Raw genomic sequence first — 17727 nt, forward strand, 5'->3', positions numbered from 1 at the left:
GGTCAGCGCAGGCCCGGCGCGTAGCGCAGGACGAAGACGCCGTGGTTCTTGTCGGTGCAGTAGACGTAGCCGCGCGCGTCGACGACGACGTCCTCGAACTGGGTGGCGAGCTCGGTGGGCAGCACGCCCCGGCGTTCGGCCGGGTCCTCGGGGACGAACCAGCCGACCTCGCGCGGTTCGCGGGCGTCGCTGATGTCGAACAGCCGCAGACCGGCGTTGAAGTACGTCATCAGCACGTGCTCGCGCAGGCGGAAGTGCGCCGGGTTGCCCTGGTGGTGGTGCTGGTTGTGCGGGCCGAACCGGCCGCCCTTGTCGTAGTAGCTGGGGTAGGGGAGTCCGGGGCCGGGCCGGGGGACGGGCAGCGAGCTGAGCACTCGCGGGCGGCTCGGGTCGGCGACGTCCACGACGAACGCGTAGTTCAGCGCCTCCCGCCCGTGCTCCTCGATCGCCTCGCTGTTGACGACCAGGAGGTCCCGTTCCGGGATGGGCACCGCCGAGTGCAGGCCGAGGAAGCTCCCCAGGTCCCCGAACCCCAGGACGCTGACCAGGCGGGGGGAGCGGACGTCCGAGACGTCGAGGACCACCAGCCCGACCCGGCCGTAGGGCAGGTACGCGAGGTCGCCCGACACGTAGGCCGGGCCGTGCAGGTAGGCCAGCGGCGGCTCGCCGGTCCCCGCGAGCTGGTCGGGCCACGCCCAGCGGGACACCTCCCTCGGTGCCGCGGGATCGGAGACGTCGAGGATGACCAGGCACTGGCCCACGACGTCGGGGCCGGCCGCCGTGAGGTAGGCGTGGCGTCCGCCGGCGTAGAAGTTGCGGTGCGTTCCGTACGAGCCGGTCCGCCACTCGCCGACCAACTCAGGCTCGGCCGGGTCCCCGGTGAGGTCCCAGAGCAGGACCCCCTCGGAGTACGGCGCGCCCTCGGGGACGCCCCAGCCGGGCACCGGCCGCTCCAGCGCGGTGACGAGCAGGCCGTCCGCCGCCTGGACCTGGATGGTCCACGTGGTCTCCGGCCCGGCCATCGTGTGGACCACCCGGGGGGCCGCGGGGTCGGTCACGTCCACCACCGACCAGCCGCTCTCCCAGAGGTGCCCGGTGTAGAGGAACCAGCGACCGTCGCGCTCGGTCAGTGCCAGCTTGAACCCGGGGCGCTTCCCCAGGTCGCAGTAACCGACCAGCTCGAAGCCCTCGCACTCGAGGACCCCGGGCGCGCGGTCCGGCGCCATCGTCATCGACGTCCCCTCGCGGTCCTCGGCCCGCGGTGTCGGCGTGCCCGTGCCACGACGCTAGGAGGGGCGGCCGGACGGCGGGAAGGTGCAGGACACACCGCGGCGAGCCGTCCGGGTGTCGAGGTTCGACATCGCCCGCGGGTCAGCCGCGCTCGGCGCCGAACTCCTGCAGCCGGAGGGCCAGCGCGAGGTTCAGGCGCAGGTCGGCATCGGCGGAGAACGGACCCAGCAGCTCCTCGAGGCGGCGGGCCCGGTGGCGGACGGTGTTGTAGTGGCAGTGCAGCGCCCGGGCGACGTCGGCCAGGGTCATGTTGTCGACGACGAGCGCGCGCAGGGTGGTCAGCAGGCCGTTCGCCTCCCGTGCCGGGAGCGCGTCCAGCGGTGCGAGGACGTCGGTGGCCAGCTGGGGGGCGTCCTCGTCGGACGAGGCGGCCAGCACCATGCCCAGGGCGCCCAGCTCCGAGAAGGCGCACGGTCGAGCCGGTCCGGGCCGGCGCCGCGCCGCGCGGGCCGCCACCTGCGCCTGGCGCAGCGCCCGCGGGGCGTCCAGCAGCTCCCGGCACTCGACGCTCAGCCCCGCGCTGATGCCGTGCCGCAGGTCCTCGGCGGGACGGCGGTGGAAGCCGTCGATCACCCGCTGGAGCGCTCCGGTGAGGCGGGCCGTCTCCGTGGCCGGGACGACGACGGCGAGCTGGTCGGCGACCGTTCCGCTGGCCCCCGTGCTGCCCGGGCCCTGCAGGGACTCGCGGAGCAGCGCCAGCCCGGTGGAGCGCAGCCACAGCGCGGCGCGCGGACCCCGCTGCCGGCCGCCCTCCGACGGCCACACCGCGATCGACGCGACGACCAGCGGGCAGTCCAGGCGCCAGCCGAGCTCGCTGAAGCGGGCCGCGGCGGCGTCGGCGTCGTCGAACTCGCCGCGCAGGAGCCGGCCGAGGATCTCGCTCTGGAAGTGCGACTCGACGTCCCGGACGGCGGCCTGCTGCGCGAGCGCCAGCGCTGCGACGGCCGCGGACCGCTCCAGTGCCCGCACCTCGGCCGAGCTGAACGGACGCCCGCGGCGCCGCGCGGTGAGGTAGCCGAGCAGGTCGACGGGCCCGCCGAGGCGCAGCACGACCGACTCCACGGGTTCGGTCCCCGTGCGCGGGTCCCGGGCCGACGACTCCAGCACCCGCCAGTCGGCCGCCGGCGCGGTGGACTGCGGCGCGGGCGGGGCGATCGGCACGCCGGTGGCGTCGAGCAGGGCCACCTCGGCCGAGAACAGCCGGGCGGCCTCGCTGGCCACGCGGACGGCGGTCCCACCGCTCATCACGATGTCGGCCAGGACGGCGTGCACCCGCTCGGCCAGGTCCAGGTCGGCGACCAGACCGGCGTTGATGCGCCGGAGGACGTCGATGAGGATGTCGTCGAACGCGAAGGAGTCGGTGAGCCGGATGACCGGCAGCCGCAGCTCCTCCGCGGTCTCCAGCAGGCCGGGCGGGAAGTCGTCGAGGTACCGGCCGAGCCGGATGGCGATGCAGGCCACCGATCGCTCGTCCAGCTCCCGGATGACCTGCGGCATGTCGGCCTGGTGCTCGCGGAGCGGGTGGCCGGTGGAGAACAGGGCCGCCCGCGGCTTGACCCACTGGGTGATCTCCGAGCCGGCCACGACACTGACGTTGCGCACCGGCCGGTCCAGCCCCGCCGCCCCGGCGACCACGCTGGTGCCGGCCAGGGTCGGCAGGTCGAGGAGGTCGGCGACCACCACCTCGTTGTTCATCGCGCCTCGCTTCCGGCCGGGGGCACCTGCGCGCATCCTCCCCGGGTCAGGCCCGCCCTCGGCGCACGGGCTCGGTCTCCCCGGCCGCGCGGCGCTGCCGGAGACCGAACAGCTCGGTGGGGCTCAGCGGCATCGCGTCGATGCGCAGCCCCTCGGCGTCCTCGATCGCGGCGGCGATGGCCGCGGCCGATGGGATGACGCCGGCCTCCCCGGCGCCCTTGAGGCCGAGCGGATTCAGCGGTGAGGGGCTCTCCAGGTGGTCGATCTCGATCTCCGCCGGGACCTCGGAGGCGTAGGGCATGAGGAAGTCCATGAACGAGGCGTTGAGCAGCTGCCCGTCCGCGTCGTACGCCATCCGCTCGTAGAGCGCGCCGCCGACGCCCTGCGCCACGCCCCCGTGGATCTGGCCCTCGACGATCAGCGGGTTGATGACCCGGCCGCAGTCGTGCACGACGCAGTACCGCAGGATCCGGATCTCCGCCGTCGCCGGGTCGGTCTCGACGACGACGGCGTGCATCCCGTAGGCGAAGGTCGGACGGACCGGCGAGTGGACGCCGACCGCCTCCAGGCCGGGCGGGGACCCGTCCGCGATGGGCGCGACGTCCTCGTCCAGCGGGTGCGCGAAGGGCGCCGCCCGGCGCGCCTCCCCGTCGAAGGCGGAGCGGAGCGGGTTGGTGAGCACGGCGACGGTGGCCAGCGGCACGGCCGTCCCGGGGGAGCCCTTCACGCGCACGGCGCCGTCGGCCACCTCCAGGTCGACCGGATCGACCTCGAGCGCCTCCGCGGCCACGCGGATCGCCTTGTCGCGGACCTGCCGGGCGGCGTGCGCGACGGCGTTGCCGGCCAGCACGGCCCCCCGCGAGGCGTAGGTGCCGACGCCGAACCGGACGGCACGGGTGTCGCCGGTCGTCACCTCGATGTCGGCCAGGTCGACGCCCAGCTCGGCGGCGACCACCTGGGCCAGCGCCGTCCGGTGCCCCTGCCCCTGGCTGGTGATGCCGGTCGCCACGGTGACGCGGCCGCTGGGGTGCACCTGCAGGGACGCCGTCTCGTAGGGGCCCAGCCCGGTGTTCTCCACGTAGGCGGCCATCCCGATGCCGACTGTGCGCCCCTCCGCGCGGGCCCGGTCCCGGACGCACCCGAAGTCGTCCCAGCCGACGAGCTCCTTCAGCGTCCGCAGCGCCCGGGCGTAGTCCCCGGAGTCGTAGACGACCTCCCGGCCGTCCTGGCCGCGGAACCCGTGGCGGTAGGGCAGCCGGTCGGCGGGGATCAGGTTGACCTCGCGCACCGCGGCCCGGTCCAGGCCGAGGTGGTCGGCGACCCGGTCCATCATCCGCTCCACGGCGAAGGTGGCCTCGGGCCGGCCGGCTCCGCGGTAGGGGGCCACCATCACCAGGTTCGTGTACAGGGCCGTGACCGTCGCCCGCTTGGCCGGGACGGCGTAGGGGCCGAGCAGGTGGGAGGAGGTGTTCTGCGAGACGACCAGCCCGTACTGGGAGTAGGCGCCGATGTCGTGCCAGATGTCGATCTCGTAGCCCAGGACCCGGCCGGTGTCGTCGAACCCCACCCGCACGTGCTGCTGCTGGGCCCGTTCCTGCGCGCTGGCGATGAAGTTCTCCCGCCGGTCCTCCACCCACTTCACCGGCCGGCCCAGGAGCCGGGCGGCCAGGGGCACGAGGACCTCCTCCGGCCACGGGCGCACGCCCTTGAGGCCGAAGCCCCCGCCCACGTCCGGGGTGACCACGTCGACGGCGGTCTGCGGCAGCTCCAGCAGGTGGGCCACGACCGCGCGCACCGCGTGGGCGACCTGGGTGGAGGTGTGGACCACGAGGCGCCCGTCCTCGGGGCCGGGCCGGGCGAGGACCCCGCGGCCCTCGAGGGGAGCGGCGAGGCTGCGCTCCACGGTGAGGTCGAACTCCAGGACGTGCGGAGCGCGCGCCAGCGCCTCCTCGACGTCCCCGCACTGCTGGTGGATCACGCCCGCGACGTTGTCGGGCACGTCCGGGTGCACGGTCCGGGCCGCGGCGCGGGCCGCGTCCACGCCGACCACGGGCGGGAGTGGCTCGTAGGTGACCTCGATCCGCGCCGCGGCGTCCTCGGCGAGGTACCGGTCCCGGGCGACGACCATCACGACCGGCTCCCCGAGGTGGTTGACCTCGTCCCTGGCCAGCGCGAACCCGGTCCGGGGCGCCGTCAGTCCCGGGTGCGGCAGGCTCACCGGGATGGGCTGCGCGGCCCGGCCCGGGAGGTCCTCCCAGGTGTAGACGGCCGCCAGGCCGTCGACGTCCAGGGCTGCGTCGACGTCGATGGCGAGGATCCGCGCGTGCGCATGCGGACTGCGGACGAAGGCCACCGCGAGGGCGTCGTTCCCCAGGTCGTCGAGGAACCGCCCCTGGCCCGTGACCAGGGGCAGGTCCTCGACGCGGGGGGACGCTGAACCCAGCACCCCTGCTACCTGTGGTCCCCGGTGGGCGTGCCGTCCTCGGAGCCGGCCCGCGCGGGCGGGGGCAGGGTGCCGTGCCCGTTGGACGCCGGGCGCTCGGCGTCCACGGCCGGCGCCTGCCCGGCGGGCACCGCCGGCGACTCTGCCGCCGTGGAGAGGTCCGCCTCGGCCGGCTCCCGGCGTCGCCCGGGGAGGACGAACTGGGCGACGAGGACCATGAGCAGGCCCGCGACCATGGGGTCCGACAGCAGCGGGCGGATCACCTCGGGCAGCTGCTGGAGCAGGTCCGGCGAGATGGCGTGCAGGCCGACCGCCGGTGCCAGGCCGAGGGTGAGCACGGTGGCGTTGCGCGGGGCGGCCATGCTCGCGGCGAGCCGGCGGACGCCCTCACTGGCGATCATGCCGAAGGTCATGATCAGTCCGGCGCCGAGGACCGGGGCGGGCATCGCCGCGATGAGCGCGGCGAACTTGGGCACCAGCCCGAAGAGGACCATGATCGCGCCGCCTGTGGCCACGGCGTACCGGCTGCCGATCCCGGTGAGGCGGATCAGGCCGACGTTCTGGCCGTACGTGGTCATGGGCAGGCCGCTGGTCACGCCCGCGAGCGGGCCGCCGAGCCCGTCGACGATCAGGGCCCCGCGCAGCTGACGGGAGGTCACCCGCTTGTTGAGGATCGTGGCGACGGCCGTGGAGTCCCCGAGCGTCTCGATGAAGGTCGCCAGGTAGACGACGGTCATCGCGACCACCACCGCGACCCCGGGCCACGACGGCGTGCCGAGCTCGAAGGGCGTCACGAAGCCGAACCACGGGGCGTCGCGGACGCCGTCGAAGTCCACCAGGCCGACGACGGCCGCCAGGGCGTAGCCCACCGCGAAGCCGAGGAGCACCGAGATCGGGCGCAGGAGCTTCGAGCCGAGGCAGCCGAGCGCCGCGATGACGACCAGGGTCACCGCGCCGACCAGCAGGGCGCTGCCCGAGCCCTCGTAGGGCCGGCCCACCGAGAGGAAGTTGCGGAGGCCGATCGGCATCAGGCTCACGCCGATGACGACGAGGAAGCAGCCGATGAGGAACGGGGTGAACAGCCGCCGGAGGAAGCCGGCGAAGAAGCCGAGGAACGACGTGATCAGGCCGCTGATGAGCGCGGCCCCGTAGAGCGCCGGGAACCCGCCGGCCTTGTAGGCGACCAGCATCGGCCCGATGAACTTGAACGTGGCGGCGTTGACGATGGGCAGCCGGGCGCCGAGCGGCCCGATGCCCAGGGACTGGACGAACGTCGCGATCCCGGCCGCGATGAGCACGCCGGAGACCAGGACCCGCTCCTCGGTGGGGTCCAGCCCGACGGCCGCGGCGAAGGTCAGGGGGACGCCGATCATCGCCGCGAAGGCCACGATGACGTGCTGGAACCCGAACAGGACCAGCTTCGGCGGCGACGGGCGGTCGTCGACGTCGTAGAGGATCGAGACGGCGTCGTCGGCGGGGGCCGGCGGCTGCCCGTCCGCCGCCGGGGACGGCTCCGGCGGCTCGGCCGGCTGCTTCTTCCTGGTCATGACCCATCTCCTCTGGGAACGGCGGCGGAGGTGCACTCGACGTCGGTGGGCTGCTCGAGCGACAGCCCGAAGAGCTCGACGGCATTGCGACTGGCGACCCGCTCGTAGTCCTCGCCGCCGACGGCGTCGGCGAGGTCGATGGCCGAGCCCCGCGGGTCGGCGATCGGGAACGGGTGGTCGGTGCCGAAGAGCACCCGATCGGTCCCCAGGACGTCAGCGCAGAGCCGCAGGCTCACCGGGGAGAAGAGGATGGAGTCGACGTAGAGGCCGGGAGCCCGCTCCGGCAGGCTCCGGACGACGGACTGGTCGCCCGGCTGCTCGGCCTCCAGCGCCCGCCGGAGGCGTCCGGCCAGGAAGGGCAGCGCACCGCCACCGTGGGCGGCCACGACGCGCAGGCCGGGGGAGCGTTCGAACACGCCGGCGAGCACCAGCCGGGCCACGGCGACCGTCGTCTCGAAGGGGAAGGCCAGCGACAGGGTGAGGGCCTGACCGAACCCCCGCGTCGCCTCGGGCGCCAGCCCGGCCCCCGGGTGGACGAACACCGGGAGCCGCACCTCGGCCGCGGCCGCCCAGAACTCGCCGAGCGCGGGGGCGTCGAGCGGGTGCCCGCAGATGCTGGTGCCCACCATGACGCCGACCGTCTCCGGCAGCGCCGCCAGGTCCGCCAGCGTGGCGATCGCCGACGCCACCGTGGAGTTGGGCAGCAGGCCCATCGCCCAGACCCGGTCCGGCGCGGAGCGCGCCATCTCGGCGAGCTCGGCGTTGACCTCCCGGGCCAGCTCGACGCTCGCGGCGCCGGGGTGCAGGTCCAGCCACGGGTTCCCGGGGGACAGGACCGCGTGGGTGATGCCGGCGTCGGCCATGAAGGCGAGCTTGGCGTCGAGGTCGGTGAACTCCGGCGTCATGAGGACGCCCCGGTCGCCGGGGAACAGGCAGAACCGCGGGGCGCCGTCGACGTCGCGGATGAACGGCGGCTCCGCGCGCCCGCGCAGGTAGCGGACCAGCGCCGGCGGGTAGATGTGGCTGTGGACGTCGATCAGGGCGTCGGTCACCGGTCGTCTCGAATCCCCGCGCTGCGCATGCGAGGACTGTGACAGTCGTCTCCGGCCCGGTCATTGGCTGGGATGCACGCTGGGACACGGTCCGGTTGTCGATGAGCGACAACGGTCCCCACGCATCCCGCCGGCGGCGCCGCGGGTCAGGGCGCGCTCGGCGGCGCGCCGTCGGCCTCAGAGGTAGAGGCCGGTGGACTCCTCGATGCGCTCGGCGGCGACGGCGTGCACGTCCCGCTCGCGGAGGATGATCAGCTCCTCGCCGTGCACCTCGACCTCGTGCTGGTCCTCGGGGGAGAACAGCACCTGGTCGCCGACCTTCACCTGCCGCACGCTGGCGCCGACACCGCGCGCCTCGCCCCACACCAGCCGCTTGGCGACCTGGGCGGTGGCCGGGATGAGGATGCCGCCGGTCGACCGCCGCTCGCCGTCCTCCTTGCGCAGCGCGACCAGGACGCGGTCGTGCAGCATCTTGATCGGCAGCCCCGAGCCCCTGACGTCAGCCACGTCGGCCGAGGTTACGCGAGGCCCATCCCGGCGGTTGTCACGGAAACCGCCGGCTTCAGCCCCAGCCGAGCTCGTGGAGGCGGTCCTCCTCGATGCCGAAGTGGTGCGCGATCTCGTGGACGACGGTGATCGTGACCTCCTCCCTGACCTCCTCGGCCGTGGAGCAGATGTCGCAGATCGCCTCGCGGTAGATCATGATCCGGTCCGGCAGCGCCCCGCCGTAGTGCCAGCCGCGCTCGGTCAGCGCGTAGCCGTCGTAGAGCCCGAGCAGCTCAGGCTCCTCGGCGTTGCGGTCCTCGACGAGGACGACGACGTTGTCGAGGAGCTCCATCAGCTCGGCCGGGACCTCGTCGAGCGCCTCGGCGACCAGCTGCTCGAAGACCGGCTGCGGCAGCGGCCTCACCGGCGCCGCCTCACCAGCTCGTCGGCAGCGGCCGGCCCTCCTCGTAGCCGGCCGCGCTCTGCACCCCCAGCACCGCGCGCTCGTGCAGCTCGTCGACGGTGCGGGCGCCGGCGTAGGTGCACGACGAGCGCACCCCGGCGACGATCTGGTCGACGAGGTCCTCGACGCCGGGGCGGGCCGGGTCGAGGTACATCCGCGAGGAGCTGATGCCCTCCTCGAACAGCCCGGCGCGGGCCCGCTCGAAGCCGCTCTGCGCCGCAGTCCGGGCCTTGACCGCCCGCGCGGAGGCCATGCCGAACGACTCCTTGTACAGCCGGCCGGAGCCGTCGTCGTGGATGTCGCCGGCGCTCTCGTAGGTGCCGGCGAACCAGGAGCCGACCATCACGTTGGCCGCGCCGGCGGCCAGCGCCAGCGCCACGTCGCGGGGGTGGCGGACACCGCCGTCGGCCCACACGTGCCGGCCCAGCTCCCGGGCGGCGGCCGCGCACTCCTCGACGGCGGAGAACTGCGGCCGGCCGACGCCGGTCATCATCCGGGTGGTGCACATGGCGCCGGGGCCGACGCCCACCTTGACGACGTCCGCCCCGGCCTCGATCAGGTCGCGGGTGCCCTCGGCGGTGACCACGTTGCCGGCCACGACCGGCGCGGACCCGGCGACCGACCGCACCGCCCGCACCGCCTCCACCGCCTTCTCCTGGTGCCCGTGCGCGGTGTCGACCACCAGCACGTCGACCCCGGCGGCCAGCAGCGACCCGGCCTTGCCGGCCACGTCCCCGTTGATCCCGACGGCGGCGGACGTGAGCAGCCGGCCGTCGGCGTCGACCGCGGGCAGGTAGATCGCCGAGCGCAGGGCGCCCTTGCGCGTGACGATGCCGACCAGCCGGTCGCCCTCGGTCACCGGCGCGGCGTTGACCCGCTCGTCGGAGAGGACGTCGAAGACCTTGGGCAGGTCGGTGCCGGCAGGGATGGTCAGCGGCTCGGTCATCACCTGCACCAGCTGGCTGAACCGGTCCACGCCCTGGCAGGCGCCGTCGGTGACGACCCCGAGCGGGCGGTGCGCGTCGTCGACCACGACCACGACGCCGTGCGCGCGCTTGTGCATGAGCGCGAGCGCCTCGGCCACCGTCGAGGTCGGCGACAGCGTGATCGGGGTGTCGTAGACCGGGTGCCGGGTCTTCACCCACGAGACGACCTCGCCGACGACGTCCGTGGGGATGTCCTGCGGCAGCACCGCGAGGCCGCCGCGCCGCGCGACGGTCTCGGCCATCCGGCGGCCGGAGATCGCGGTCATGTTGGCGACGACGACCGGGATCGTCGTCCCCACCCGGTCGGGCGTGGTCAGGTCCACCTCGAGCCGGGAGCCCACCGTCGAGTGGTTGGGCACCATGAAGACGTCCGCGTAGGTGAGGTCGGTCGCCGGGCGGGTGCCGCCGAGGAAGCGCATGAGCCCAGTGTCCCGCATCCCCCCTCCCGGCGAGATCGCCGATCTCGCACGCCCCGGCGCCCGCAACCGTGCGACATCGGCGATCTCGCCCGAGGGGGTGGCGCGCCCCGCGTGGCCGAGGCCGCGTCCGCCCGGCCACCTACGATCGGTGCGTGATCGACCTGCGGCAGCTGCGTGAGCACCCCGACCTCGTCAAGGCCAGCCAGCGCGCCCGCGGGGCCGACGAGTCCCGGGTCGACGACCTCCTCGCCGCCGACGCCGCGCGCCGCGAGGCGGTCAAGCGCGCCGACGACCTGCGCGCCGAGCAGAAGACCGCCTCGCAGGCGGTCAAGAAGGCCACGCCCGAGGAGCGGCCCGCCGTCCTGGAGCGCGCCCAGGCCCTCGCCGCGCAGGTGAAGCAGGCCGAGGAGGCGCTGCGCACCGCCGACGCCGCGCTGCGCGCGGCCCACCTGCGCATCGCCAACGTCGTCCACGACGGGGTCCCGCCCGGCGGTGAGGACGACGCGGTCACCCTGCGCACGGTCGGCGAGGTGCCCGCCTACGACTTCCCGGTCCGCGACCACGTGGAGATCGGCGAGCTGCTCGGGGCCATCGACATCGAGCGCGGCGCCAAGGTCTCCGGCGCCCGCTTCTACTTCCTCACCGGGCCCGGCGCGCTGCTGGAGTTCGCGCTGGTCCAGCTGGCCATCACCCGCGCCGTCGCGGCCGGGTTCACCCCCGTCGTCGCGCCGGCCCTGGTGCGGCCGGAGGCCATGGAGGGCACCGGCTTCCTCGGCGAGCACGACGAGGAGGTCTACCGCGTCGAGCGCGACGACCTGTACCTGGTCGGCACCTCCGAGGTGGCGCTGGCCGGGATGCACAAGGACGAGGTGCTCGACCTGGCCGGCGGCCCCCGCCGCTACGCCGGCTGGTCCTCCTGCTTCCGCCGCGAGGCCGGGTCCTACGGCAAGGACACCCGCGGCATCATCCGCGTGCACTGGTTCGACAAGGTCGAGATGTTCAGCTTCTGCCGGCCCGAGGAGGCCGCCGCGGAGCACCTGCGGCTGCTGGCGTGGGAGGAGGAGTTCCTCCAGGCGCTGGAGCTGCCCTACCGCGTGGTGGACATCGCCGCCGGCGACCTGGGCACCAGCGCCGCCCGCAAGTACGACATCGAGGCGTGGTTCCCCACCCAGAACACCTACCGGGAGCTGACCAGCACCTCGGACTGCACGACGTTCCAGGCCCGGCGGCTGAACATCCGCTACAAGGACGAGGCCGGGCGCAACCAGGTCGCGGCGACGCTCAACGGCACGCTGTGCGCCATCGCCCGCACCATCGCCTGCCTGCTCGAGGTGCACCAGCGCGCCGACGGCTCGGTGCACGTGCCGGTGGCGCTGCGGCCCTGGCTGGGTGGCCACGAGCTCCTCACCCCGGGCATGTCGCTGGCGGCTCCGGCGCCGGTCGCATGAGCGCTGACCGACCCGCGGTGCTGCCGGCGTTCGGCGGCTCCGCGGGGTCCGACGTCGTCGTCGACCTGGGCGACCTCGGTCCGTGGCGGCCGAAGCTGGTGGCCAGCGACCTCGACGGCACGCTGCTGACCTCCGGCGGCGAGGTCAGCCCGCGCACCCGGGCGGCGCTCACCGCCTGCTGGGACGCCGGGATCCCGGTCGTCGGCGTCACCGGCCGCGGTCCCCGGCTGCTGGACAGCGTGCGCGGCGCGCTGGACGGGCGCGGCATCGCCGTTCTCGCGCAGGGCGGGTTCGTCGTCGACCTGGAGCGCAACGAGGTGCTGCGCACCGTGGGGCTGCCGCGCGCGCAGGCCACCGCGGTCATCGAGCGGATCGAGGCGGTCGCCGGCGAGCTGATCGTCGCCGTCGAGGACGCCGCCGAGCAGAGCGAGGCCCGCTCCCCGCTGCGGGTGCAGCACGGCTTCGAGTGGCCCTATCCCGAGCCGGCGCACCTGCTGCCCCGCCACCAGGTGCTGCCCGCCGGCGCCGTGCTCAAGGTGTTCCTGCGCTCGTCGACCCTCGGCCAGGACGAGCTGCTGGCCCGCGCCCGCGACGTGGTCGACCCGGTCGACGCCGAGGTGACCCACGCCGGCCTCGGCTTCATCGAGGTGCTGCCCCCGGGGATCACCAAGGCCACCGGGCTGGCCATCGCGCTGGAGCGCTACGGGGTGGGGTTCGGCGACGTCCTCGTCTTCGGCGACATGCCCAACGACCTGCCGATGCTGCAGGCCGTCCGCGATGCCGGCGGGCGGGCGGTGGCGGTCGCCAACGCGCACCCCGACGTCCGGGCCACCACGCCGCTGGTCACCAGCGGGCACGACGCCGACGGGGTCGCCCGCTACCTGGAGGCGCTGGTCCTCGACGGGGAGGCTCCGGGTGTCTGACTGGCGACCGCGGCTCATCGCCAGCGACATGGACGGCACGCTGCTGCGCGGGGACGACACGGTCAGCGCGGCGACCGTGGCCGAGTTGGAGCGCTGGCGGGCCGACGGCGTCCCGGTCGTGCTGGCGACCGGGCGGCCGCCGCGCTGGATGACCCGCATCCGCGAGGTGCTCGGCCACGGCACCGCCGTGTGCTGCAACGGCGCCGTCCTGCTCGACCTGGCGAGCTTCGAGATCCTGGACGAGGACGCCCTGGCACCCGAGGTGCTGCAGGAGGTGACCGCCGGGCTGCGGCGCCACCAGCCCGACACCTGGTTCGCCGTCGAGTACGGCCTCGAGTTCCGGCACGAGCCGGTCTACCAGCCCCGGTGGGACGTCGACGCGCCGGGCGTGGGCGTCGCCACCCTGGCGGAGATGGTCGCCGCCCCGGTGGCCAAGCTGCTGGCCCGCCACGAGACGCTGGGCCGGGACGAGTTCGTCGCGCTGGTCGAGTCCGTCGTCGGCGACCGGGCCACCGTCACGAACTCCTCCAGCGACGCCCTGGCCGAGATCTCGGCGCTCGGCGTCACCAAGGCCACCGGCCTGGCCAAGGTCGCGGCGGCGCACGGGGTCGGACCCGAGGACGTCGTCGTGTTCGGTGACATGCCCAACGACATCGCCGCCTTCGACTGGGTCCGCGAGGCCGGCGGGCGCGCGGTGGCCATGGAGCACGCACACCCCGACCTGCTGGCGGCGGCGACCGACGTGACCGGCGGCAACGACGACGACGGGGTCGCGGCCTTCCTCGCCGCCCTCTGAGTCCGGACGCGGCGCGCGGGGACCGCCTCCCCCGCACCACGTGTCCCCAGCCACACCACATCCGGGTTACGGCTCAAGAGCGAGCGGATCCCGCCGACAGTCCCCGCGGGACCGGCACCACGGGACCGGCCAGCTCGCTCGACACCCCAGGAGACCCGGCATGGACGCCGCACGCCACCAGGTACCCCCCTCCGCAGTGGAGGGGAGCTCCACCCCGTTCGCCCGCGTCGGCCTGCGCGGCCGGCTGCTCGGCGCGATCCTCGTCGTCGCCCTCACCACTCTGACCGTCGGGGTCATCGGCGTGCAGCGCATGGGCGTGCTCAGCGACAGCGCCGAGCGGGTGTACGCCGAGGGCACCGTCCCGCTCGAGGCGCTGGAGGAGCTGCAGGTCGCCTGGTGGACGCACGAGGCGTTCTCGGCGCGCTCCCTCATCGTCAGCGCCGGCCCGGAGGTCAACGCGATCGACCGTGGCTTCGCCACGGACGCGCAGGAGGCCCTCGAGGCGCAGGGCGACGTCGTCGCGCAGCAGCCGCTGGCCCCGGGTGTGGCCGAGCACGTCGCCGCCTACCGGGCGGCCGCGACCGAGTACTTCCGGCTGCAGGGCGAGCTGCAGGGCCACCTCGGCCGCGCGGACATGGCGGCCGCGGCGGCCACCATCGGCACGATGAAGGGGTTCGAGGGCACGGCCGTCGAGGCCTTCCGCGCGGCCACCGAGGCGCAGGCCGCGGTCGCGGCGGACACGGCCGCGGCGGCCCGGGCGGACTACACGACCGCCCGCACGCTGACCGTCGTCCTCGTCGTCCTCGGGCTGCTCGTCTCCGTCGTCCTCGCCCTGCTGCTGGTCCGCTCGGTGACCCGGCCCGTGCAGCGGGTCCGCGAGGTCCTCGACCAGGTGGCCGCCGGCGACCTGAGCACCCGCGTCGGGGAGACCGGCGGCGGCGAGATCGGCGAGGTGGCCCGCTCCCTGGACCGCACCCTCGACTCCATCGGCGGCGTCCTGACCCTGGTCGGGGACTCGGCGCAGCGGCTGGGCAGCGCCTCGCAGAAGCTCACCGCCGCGGCCGACGCGATCGCCGACAACGCGCGGACGGCGGCCGGTCAGGCCGGCGTGGTCGTGGCGTCGGCCGGTGAGGTGGCCTCGAGCGTGGACACGGTCGCCACCGGCTCCTCCCAGATGGAGACCGCGATCCGGGAGATCGCGCAGAACGCGACGGCGGCCGCGCGGGTGGCCGGTCAGGCCGTCGGCGTCGCCGAGAACACCACGCGCACGGTCGGCAAGCTCGGGGACTCCTCGCAGGAGATCGCCACCGTGGTGAAGCTGATCAACGGGATCGCGGAGCAGACGAACCTCCTGGCGCTCAACGCCACCATCGAGGCCGCCCGCGCCGGCGAGGCGGGCAAGGGCTTCGCGGTCGTCGCCTCCGAGGTCAAGGAGCTGGCGCAGGAGACGGCGCGGGCCACCGAGGACATCAGCCGCCGGGTGGAGGCCATCCAGGCCGACACCGCCGGTGCGGTCGAGGCGATCGGTCAGATCTCGTCGGTCATCGGGGAGATCAACGACTTCCAGGCCACCATCGCCGCGGCGGTCGAGGAGCAGACCGCCACCACCAACGAGATGAACCGCAACGTGGCCGAGGCCGCCGGCGGCTCCCGGGACATCGCCACGGCGATCACCGGGCTCGCGGCGGGCACGGAGGAGACCAACCAGCGGGTCGCCGACGCGCAGCGCGCGGCCGCCGAGCTGGCCCGGATGAGCGGGGAGCTGGAGGGCGCCGTCCGCGGCTTCCGCGTCTGAGGGAGGCCGCACGCGAACGGCGCCGTCCCCAGCGGGGACGGCGCCGTTCGTGCGTCCTCAGGTGAGCGACGCGGTGACCGCCCACACGACGACGACCGCGGCGACCACCGCCAGCACGCCGAGCACCACGCCCGCCGTCGCCAGGCCGGTGGGGGTGCCGCGCCGCCGGCCCTGCGAGACGCCGACGCCGCCGAGCACGATGCCCAGCACGCCGAGGATGATCCCGACGAGGGGGACCACCCAGGACAGGGCCAGCCCCACGAGCCCCGTCACGAACCCGCCCACGCCCATGCCGTTGGTGGTGCCGCCCCGCCGCGTCGTCGCGGTCGTCGCCTGCTGCTCCGTGGTCACTGTTCCTCCGGTCGTCCTGGCCGGCGCTCCCGGCCGCGGACGCCGGGAGTGACCCGGCTGCGGCCGGTCACGCTCCGCAGCGCACGGGGGTCACCCGATGGTGCGACGGGAGCCACCCGTCAGAGGTACTGACCCCCGCCCGGGCGCAGGTCGGGCGGCTGCGGTCCGGACGCGGACGGGCCCCCGGGCAGCGCGCGCCGGCGCATCTCCTCCAGCTGCGCGCGGGCGGCCATCTGCTGGGCGAACAGCGCGGTCTGGATGCCGTGGAAGACGCCCTCCAGCCAGCCGACCAGCTGCGCCTGGGCGATCCGCAGCTCGGCGTCCGACGGGGTCTCGCCCTCGCTGAACGGCAGCGTGATCCGCTCCAGCTCGTCCCGCAGCTCGGGCGCCAGGCCCTCCTCCAGCTCGCGGATGGACTTCGCGTGGATGTCGCGCAACCGGTTGCGGCTGGCGTCGTCCAGCGGCGCCGCGCGGACCTCCTCGAGCAGCTGCTTGATCATCGTGCCGATCCTCATCACCTTGGCCGGCTGCTCCACCATGTCGCCGATGGTGGCCTCGCCGTCGGTGCCGGCGCCGCCTCCGTCGGGTGCCTGCGGCAGGGGCATCGTGCCCACCGGCCGGCCGTCGGGGCCGACGACGACCACCTGCTGCGCGCGTTCACTCCCGTGTCCCGGTGCGGTCATGTCCCCATCCTCCCCCGTCGCGGCGCGAGCCCGCCGGGTGCCCGGGAGCGGTGCTCCGCCCCCTGGGTCAGCGTCTAGGGTCGAAGGCCATGGGACCGGGGGATGGGCGGTTGGACGTCGCCCGTGTCCGCGGGCTGTTCCCGGGCCTGTCCGACGGGCTGGTGCACGCCGACGGGCCGGCCGGCGCGCTGGTGCCGGAGAGCGTCGTGCTCGCGGTGGCGCAGGCCATGCGCGTCCCGGTCGCCGACCGGGGCGGGGTCTTCCCGTCGTCGGCCCGCGCGGAGGGCCTGGTCGCCAGCGCCCGCGCCGCCGTCGCCGACCTCGTCGGCGGGGTCTCCACCGGCGTCGTCCTCGGCGCCAGCACGACCGCGCTCACCTACACGATGGCCCGGGCGCTGGCCCGCACCTGGCACCCCGGCGACGAGATCGTGGTCAGCCGGCTCGACCACGACGCCAACATCCGCCCCTGGGTGCAGCTGGCCGCCGGCCGCAACGTGCTGGTCCGCTGGGCCGAGGTGGACATCGAGACCGGCGAGCTCCCGGACTGGCAGTACGACGAGCTGGTCGGCCCGCGCACCCGGCTGGTCGCCGTCACGGCCGCGAGCAGCGCCCTGGGCACCCGGCCCGACGTCGCGGCCATCGCCCGGCGGGCGCACGAGGTCGGTGCCCTGGTGTTCGTGGACGGCGTCCACGCCGCTCCGCACGGGCTGCTGGACCAGGCGGCGCTCGGCGCGGACTTCCTGGCCGTCGCCGCCGACCGCTGGTGCGGGCCGCGCGTGGGCGCGGTGGTCGCCGACCCCGGGCTGCTGGCCGAGCTGCGCCCCGAGAAGCTGCTGCCCGTGCCGGACCGGGTACCCGACCGCTTCGAGAGCGGGATGGTGGCCTTCGAGCTGCTCGCCGGGGTCACCGCGGCCGTCGAGCACCTGGCCGGGCTGAGCGAGGAGGGCACCGGCTCGCGCCGCGACCGGCTGCGCACCTCGATGGCCGCGGTCACCGCCTACGAGAGCGGCCTGTTCGAGTGGCTGGACCAGGCGCTGCGCGCCATGCGCCACGTGCAGGTGCTCGGCCCGGCCACGCAGACCACGCCGACGCTGTCGTTCACGGTCGCCGGCATGCGCCCGCGCCAGGTCGCCGTCGAGCTCAACCGCCGCGGCATCTGCGCCTGGGACGGCGACTTCTACGCGCGCGAGCTGTTCGACGCCCTCGGCGTGAACGAGGAGGGCGGGGCGGTGCAGCTGGGGCTCATGCACTACAACACCGCCGAGGAGGTCGGGTACCTCGTGGACTCGGTGGCCGAGCTGCGCCCGCGCTGAGGTCGCGGCGGGCCCGGTGAACCGATCCGCCCCCGGA

At 74.8% G+C, this 17727-nt stretch carries 15 protein-coding genes; 5 read left to right on the forward strand and 10 right to left on the reverse strand.

Annotated elements, in window-relative coordinates:
• Positions 1–2: 2 nt before the first annotated feature.
• From PGN05_RS07240 to PGN05_RS07275, 8 genes are all read right to left on the reverse strand, one after another.
• A complete protein-coding gene (locus PGN05_RS07240; protein ID WP_419751862.1) occupies positions 3–1232 on the reverse strand; it encodes an LVIVD repeat-containing protein in 1230 nt (409 codons plus the stop codon).
• 139 nt (positions 1233–1371) lie between these two features.
• A complete protein-coding gene (locus PGN05_RS07245) occupies positions 1372–2985 on the reverse strand; it encodes a PucR family transcriptional regulator (protein WP_419751863.1) in 1614 nt (537 codons plus the stop codon).
• 46 nt (positions 2986–3031) lie between these two features.
• On the reverse strand, positions 3032–5431 hold the full coding sequence (gene cutA, locus PGN05_RS07250; RefSeq protein ID WP_419751864.1) for an aerobic carbon-monoxide dehydrogenase large subunit: 2400 nt from the start codon (positions 5429–5431) through the stop codon (positions 3032–3034).
• Between the two features lie 5 nt (positions 5432–5436).
• Complete coding sequence (locus tag PGN05_RS07255; protein WP_419751865.1) at positions 5437–6975, reverse strand: uracil-xanthine permease family protein; 1539 nt, start codon at positions 6973–6975, stop codon at positions 5437–5439.
• Positions 6972–8027, reverse strand: coding sequence for an amidohydrolase family protein (locus PGN05_RS07260; protein ID WP_419751866.1), 1056 nt, complete (start codon positions 8025–8027; stop codon positions 6972–6974). Before PGN05_RS07260 ends, PGN05_RS07255 begins: the two co-directional genes overlap by 4 nt.
• Positions 8028–8204: 177 nt before the next feature.
• A complete protein-coding gene (locus PGN05_RS07265; RefSeq protein ID WP_419751867.1) occupies positions 8205–8534 on the reverse strand; it encodes a GroES family chaperonin in 330 nt (109 codons plus the stop codon).
• Between the two features lie 55 nt (positions 8535–8589).
• A complete protein-coding gene (locus tag PGN05_RS07270; RefSeq protein WP_419751868.1) occupies positions 8590–8937 on the reverse strand; it encodes a metallopeptidase family protein in 348 nt (115 codons plus the stop codon).
• Positions 8938–8947: 10 nt separating this feature from the next.
• Complete coding sequence (locus PGN05_RS07275) at positions 8948–10399, reverse strand: GuaB1 family IMP dehydrogenase-related protein (protein WP_419751869.1); 1452 nt, start codon at positions 10397–10399, stop codon at positions 8948–8950.
• Between the two features lie 134 nt (positions 10400–10533).
• On the opposite strand from PGN05_RS07275, the gene serS reads away from it, so the two are divergent.
• The 4 genes from serS to PGN05_RS07295 all read left to right on the forward strand — a co-directional run bounded on the left by serS (position 10534) and on the right by PGN05_RS07295 (position 15343).
• On the forward strand, positions 10534–11829 hold the full coding sequence (gene serS, locus PGN05_RS07280; protein WP_419751870.1) for a serine--tRNA ligase: 1296 nt from the start codon (positions 10534–10536) through the stop codon (positions 11827–11829).
• Positions 11826–12752: an HAD family hydrolase gene (locus PGN05_RS07285; protein WP_419751871.1), complete on the forward strand. Its 927-nt coding sequence runs from the start codon at positions 11826–11828 to the stop codon at positions 12750–12752. Before serS ends, PGN05_RS07285 begins: the two co-directional genes overlap by 4 nt.
• A complete protein-coding gene (locus tag PGN05_RS07290) occupies positions 12745–13548 on the forward strand; it encodes an HAD-IIB family hydrolase (RefSeq protein ID WP_419751872.1) in 804 nt (267 codons plus the stop codon). The genes PGN05_RS07285 and PGN05_RS07290 overlap by 8 nt, the downstream gene beginning before the upstream one ends.
• Positions 13549–13708: 160 nt before the next feature.
• Entirely contained in the window at positions 13709–15343 is a 1635-nt protein-coding gene (locus tag PGN05_RS07295) for a methyl-accepting chemotaxis protein (protein ID WP_419751873.1), read from the forward strand.
• 57 nt (positions 15344–15400) lie between these two features.
• Here the strand turns inward: PGN05_RS07295 and PGN05_RS07300 are convergent, their stop codons facing one another.
• Complete coding sequence (locus tag PGN05_RS07300) at positions 15401–15694, reverse strand: hypothetical protein (RefSeq protein ID WP_419751874.1); 294 nt, start codon at positions 15692–15694, stop codon at positions 15401–15403.
• Positions 15695–15813: 119 nt separating this feature from the next.
• Positions 15814–16377, reverse strand: a complete 564-nt coding sequence (locus PGN05_RS07305; protein ID WP_419751875.1) for a bacterial proteasome activator family protein — start codon at positions 16375–16377, stop codon at positions 15814–15816.
• A 110-nt stretch (positions 16378–16487) separates the two neighbouring features.
• Between PGN05_RS07305 and PGN05_RS07310 the strand changes: the two genes are divergently transcribed.
• Positions 16488–17690 carry a cysteine desulfurase-like protein gene (locus PGN05_RS07310; protein WP_419751876.1) on the forward strand — a complete coding sequence of 401 codons (1203 nt, stop codon included), beginning with the start codon at positions 16488–16490 and terminating at the stop codon, positions 17688–17690.
• Positions 17691–17727 lie beyond the last annotated feature (37 nt).

The sequence above is a fragment of the Geodermatophilus sp. CPCC 206100 genome (assembly GCF_048569675.1).
In the GTDB taxonomy this organism is placed as follows: Bacteria; Actinomycetota; Actinomycetes; order Mycobacteriales; family Geodermatophilaceae; genus Geodermatophilus.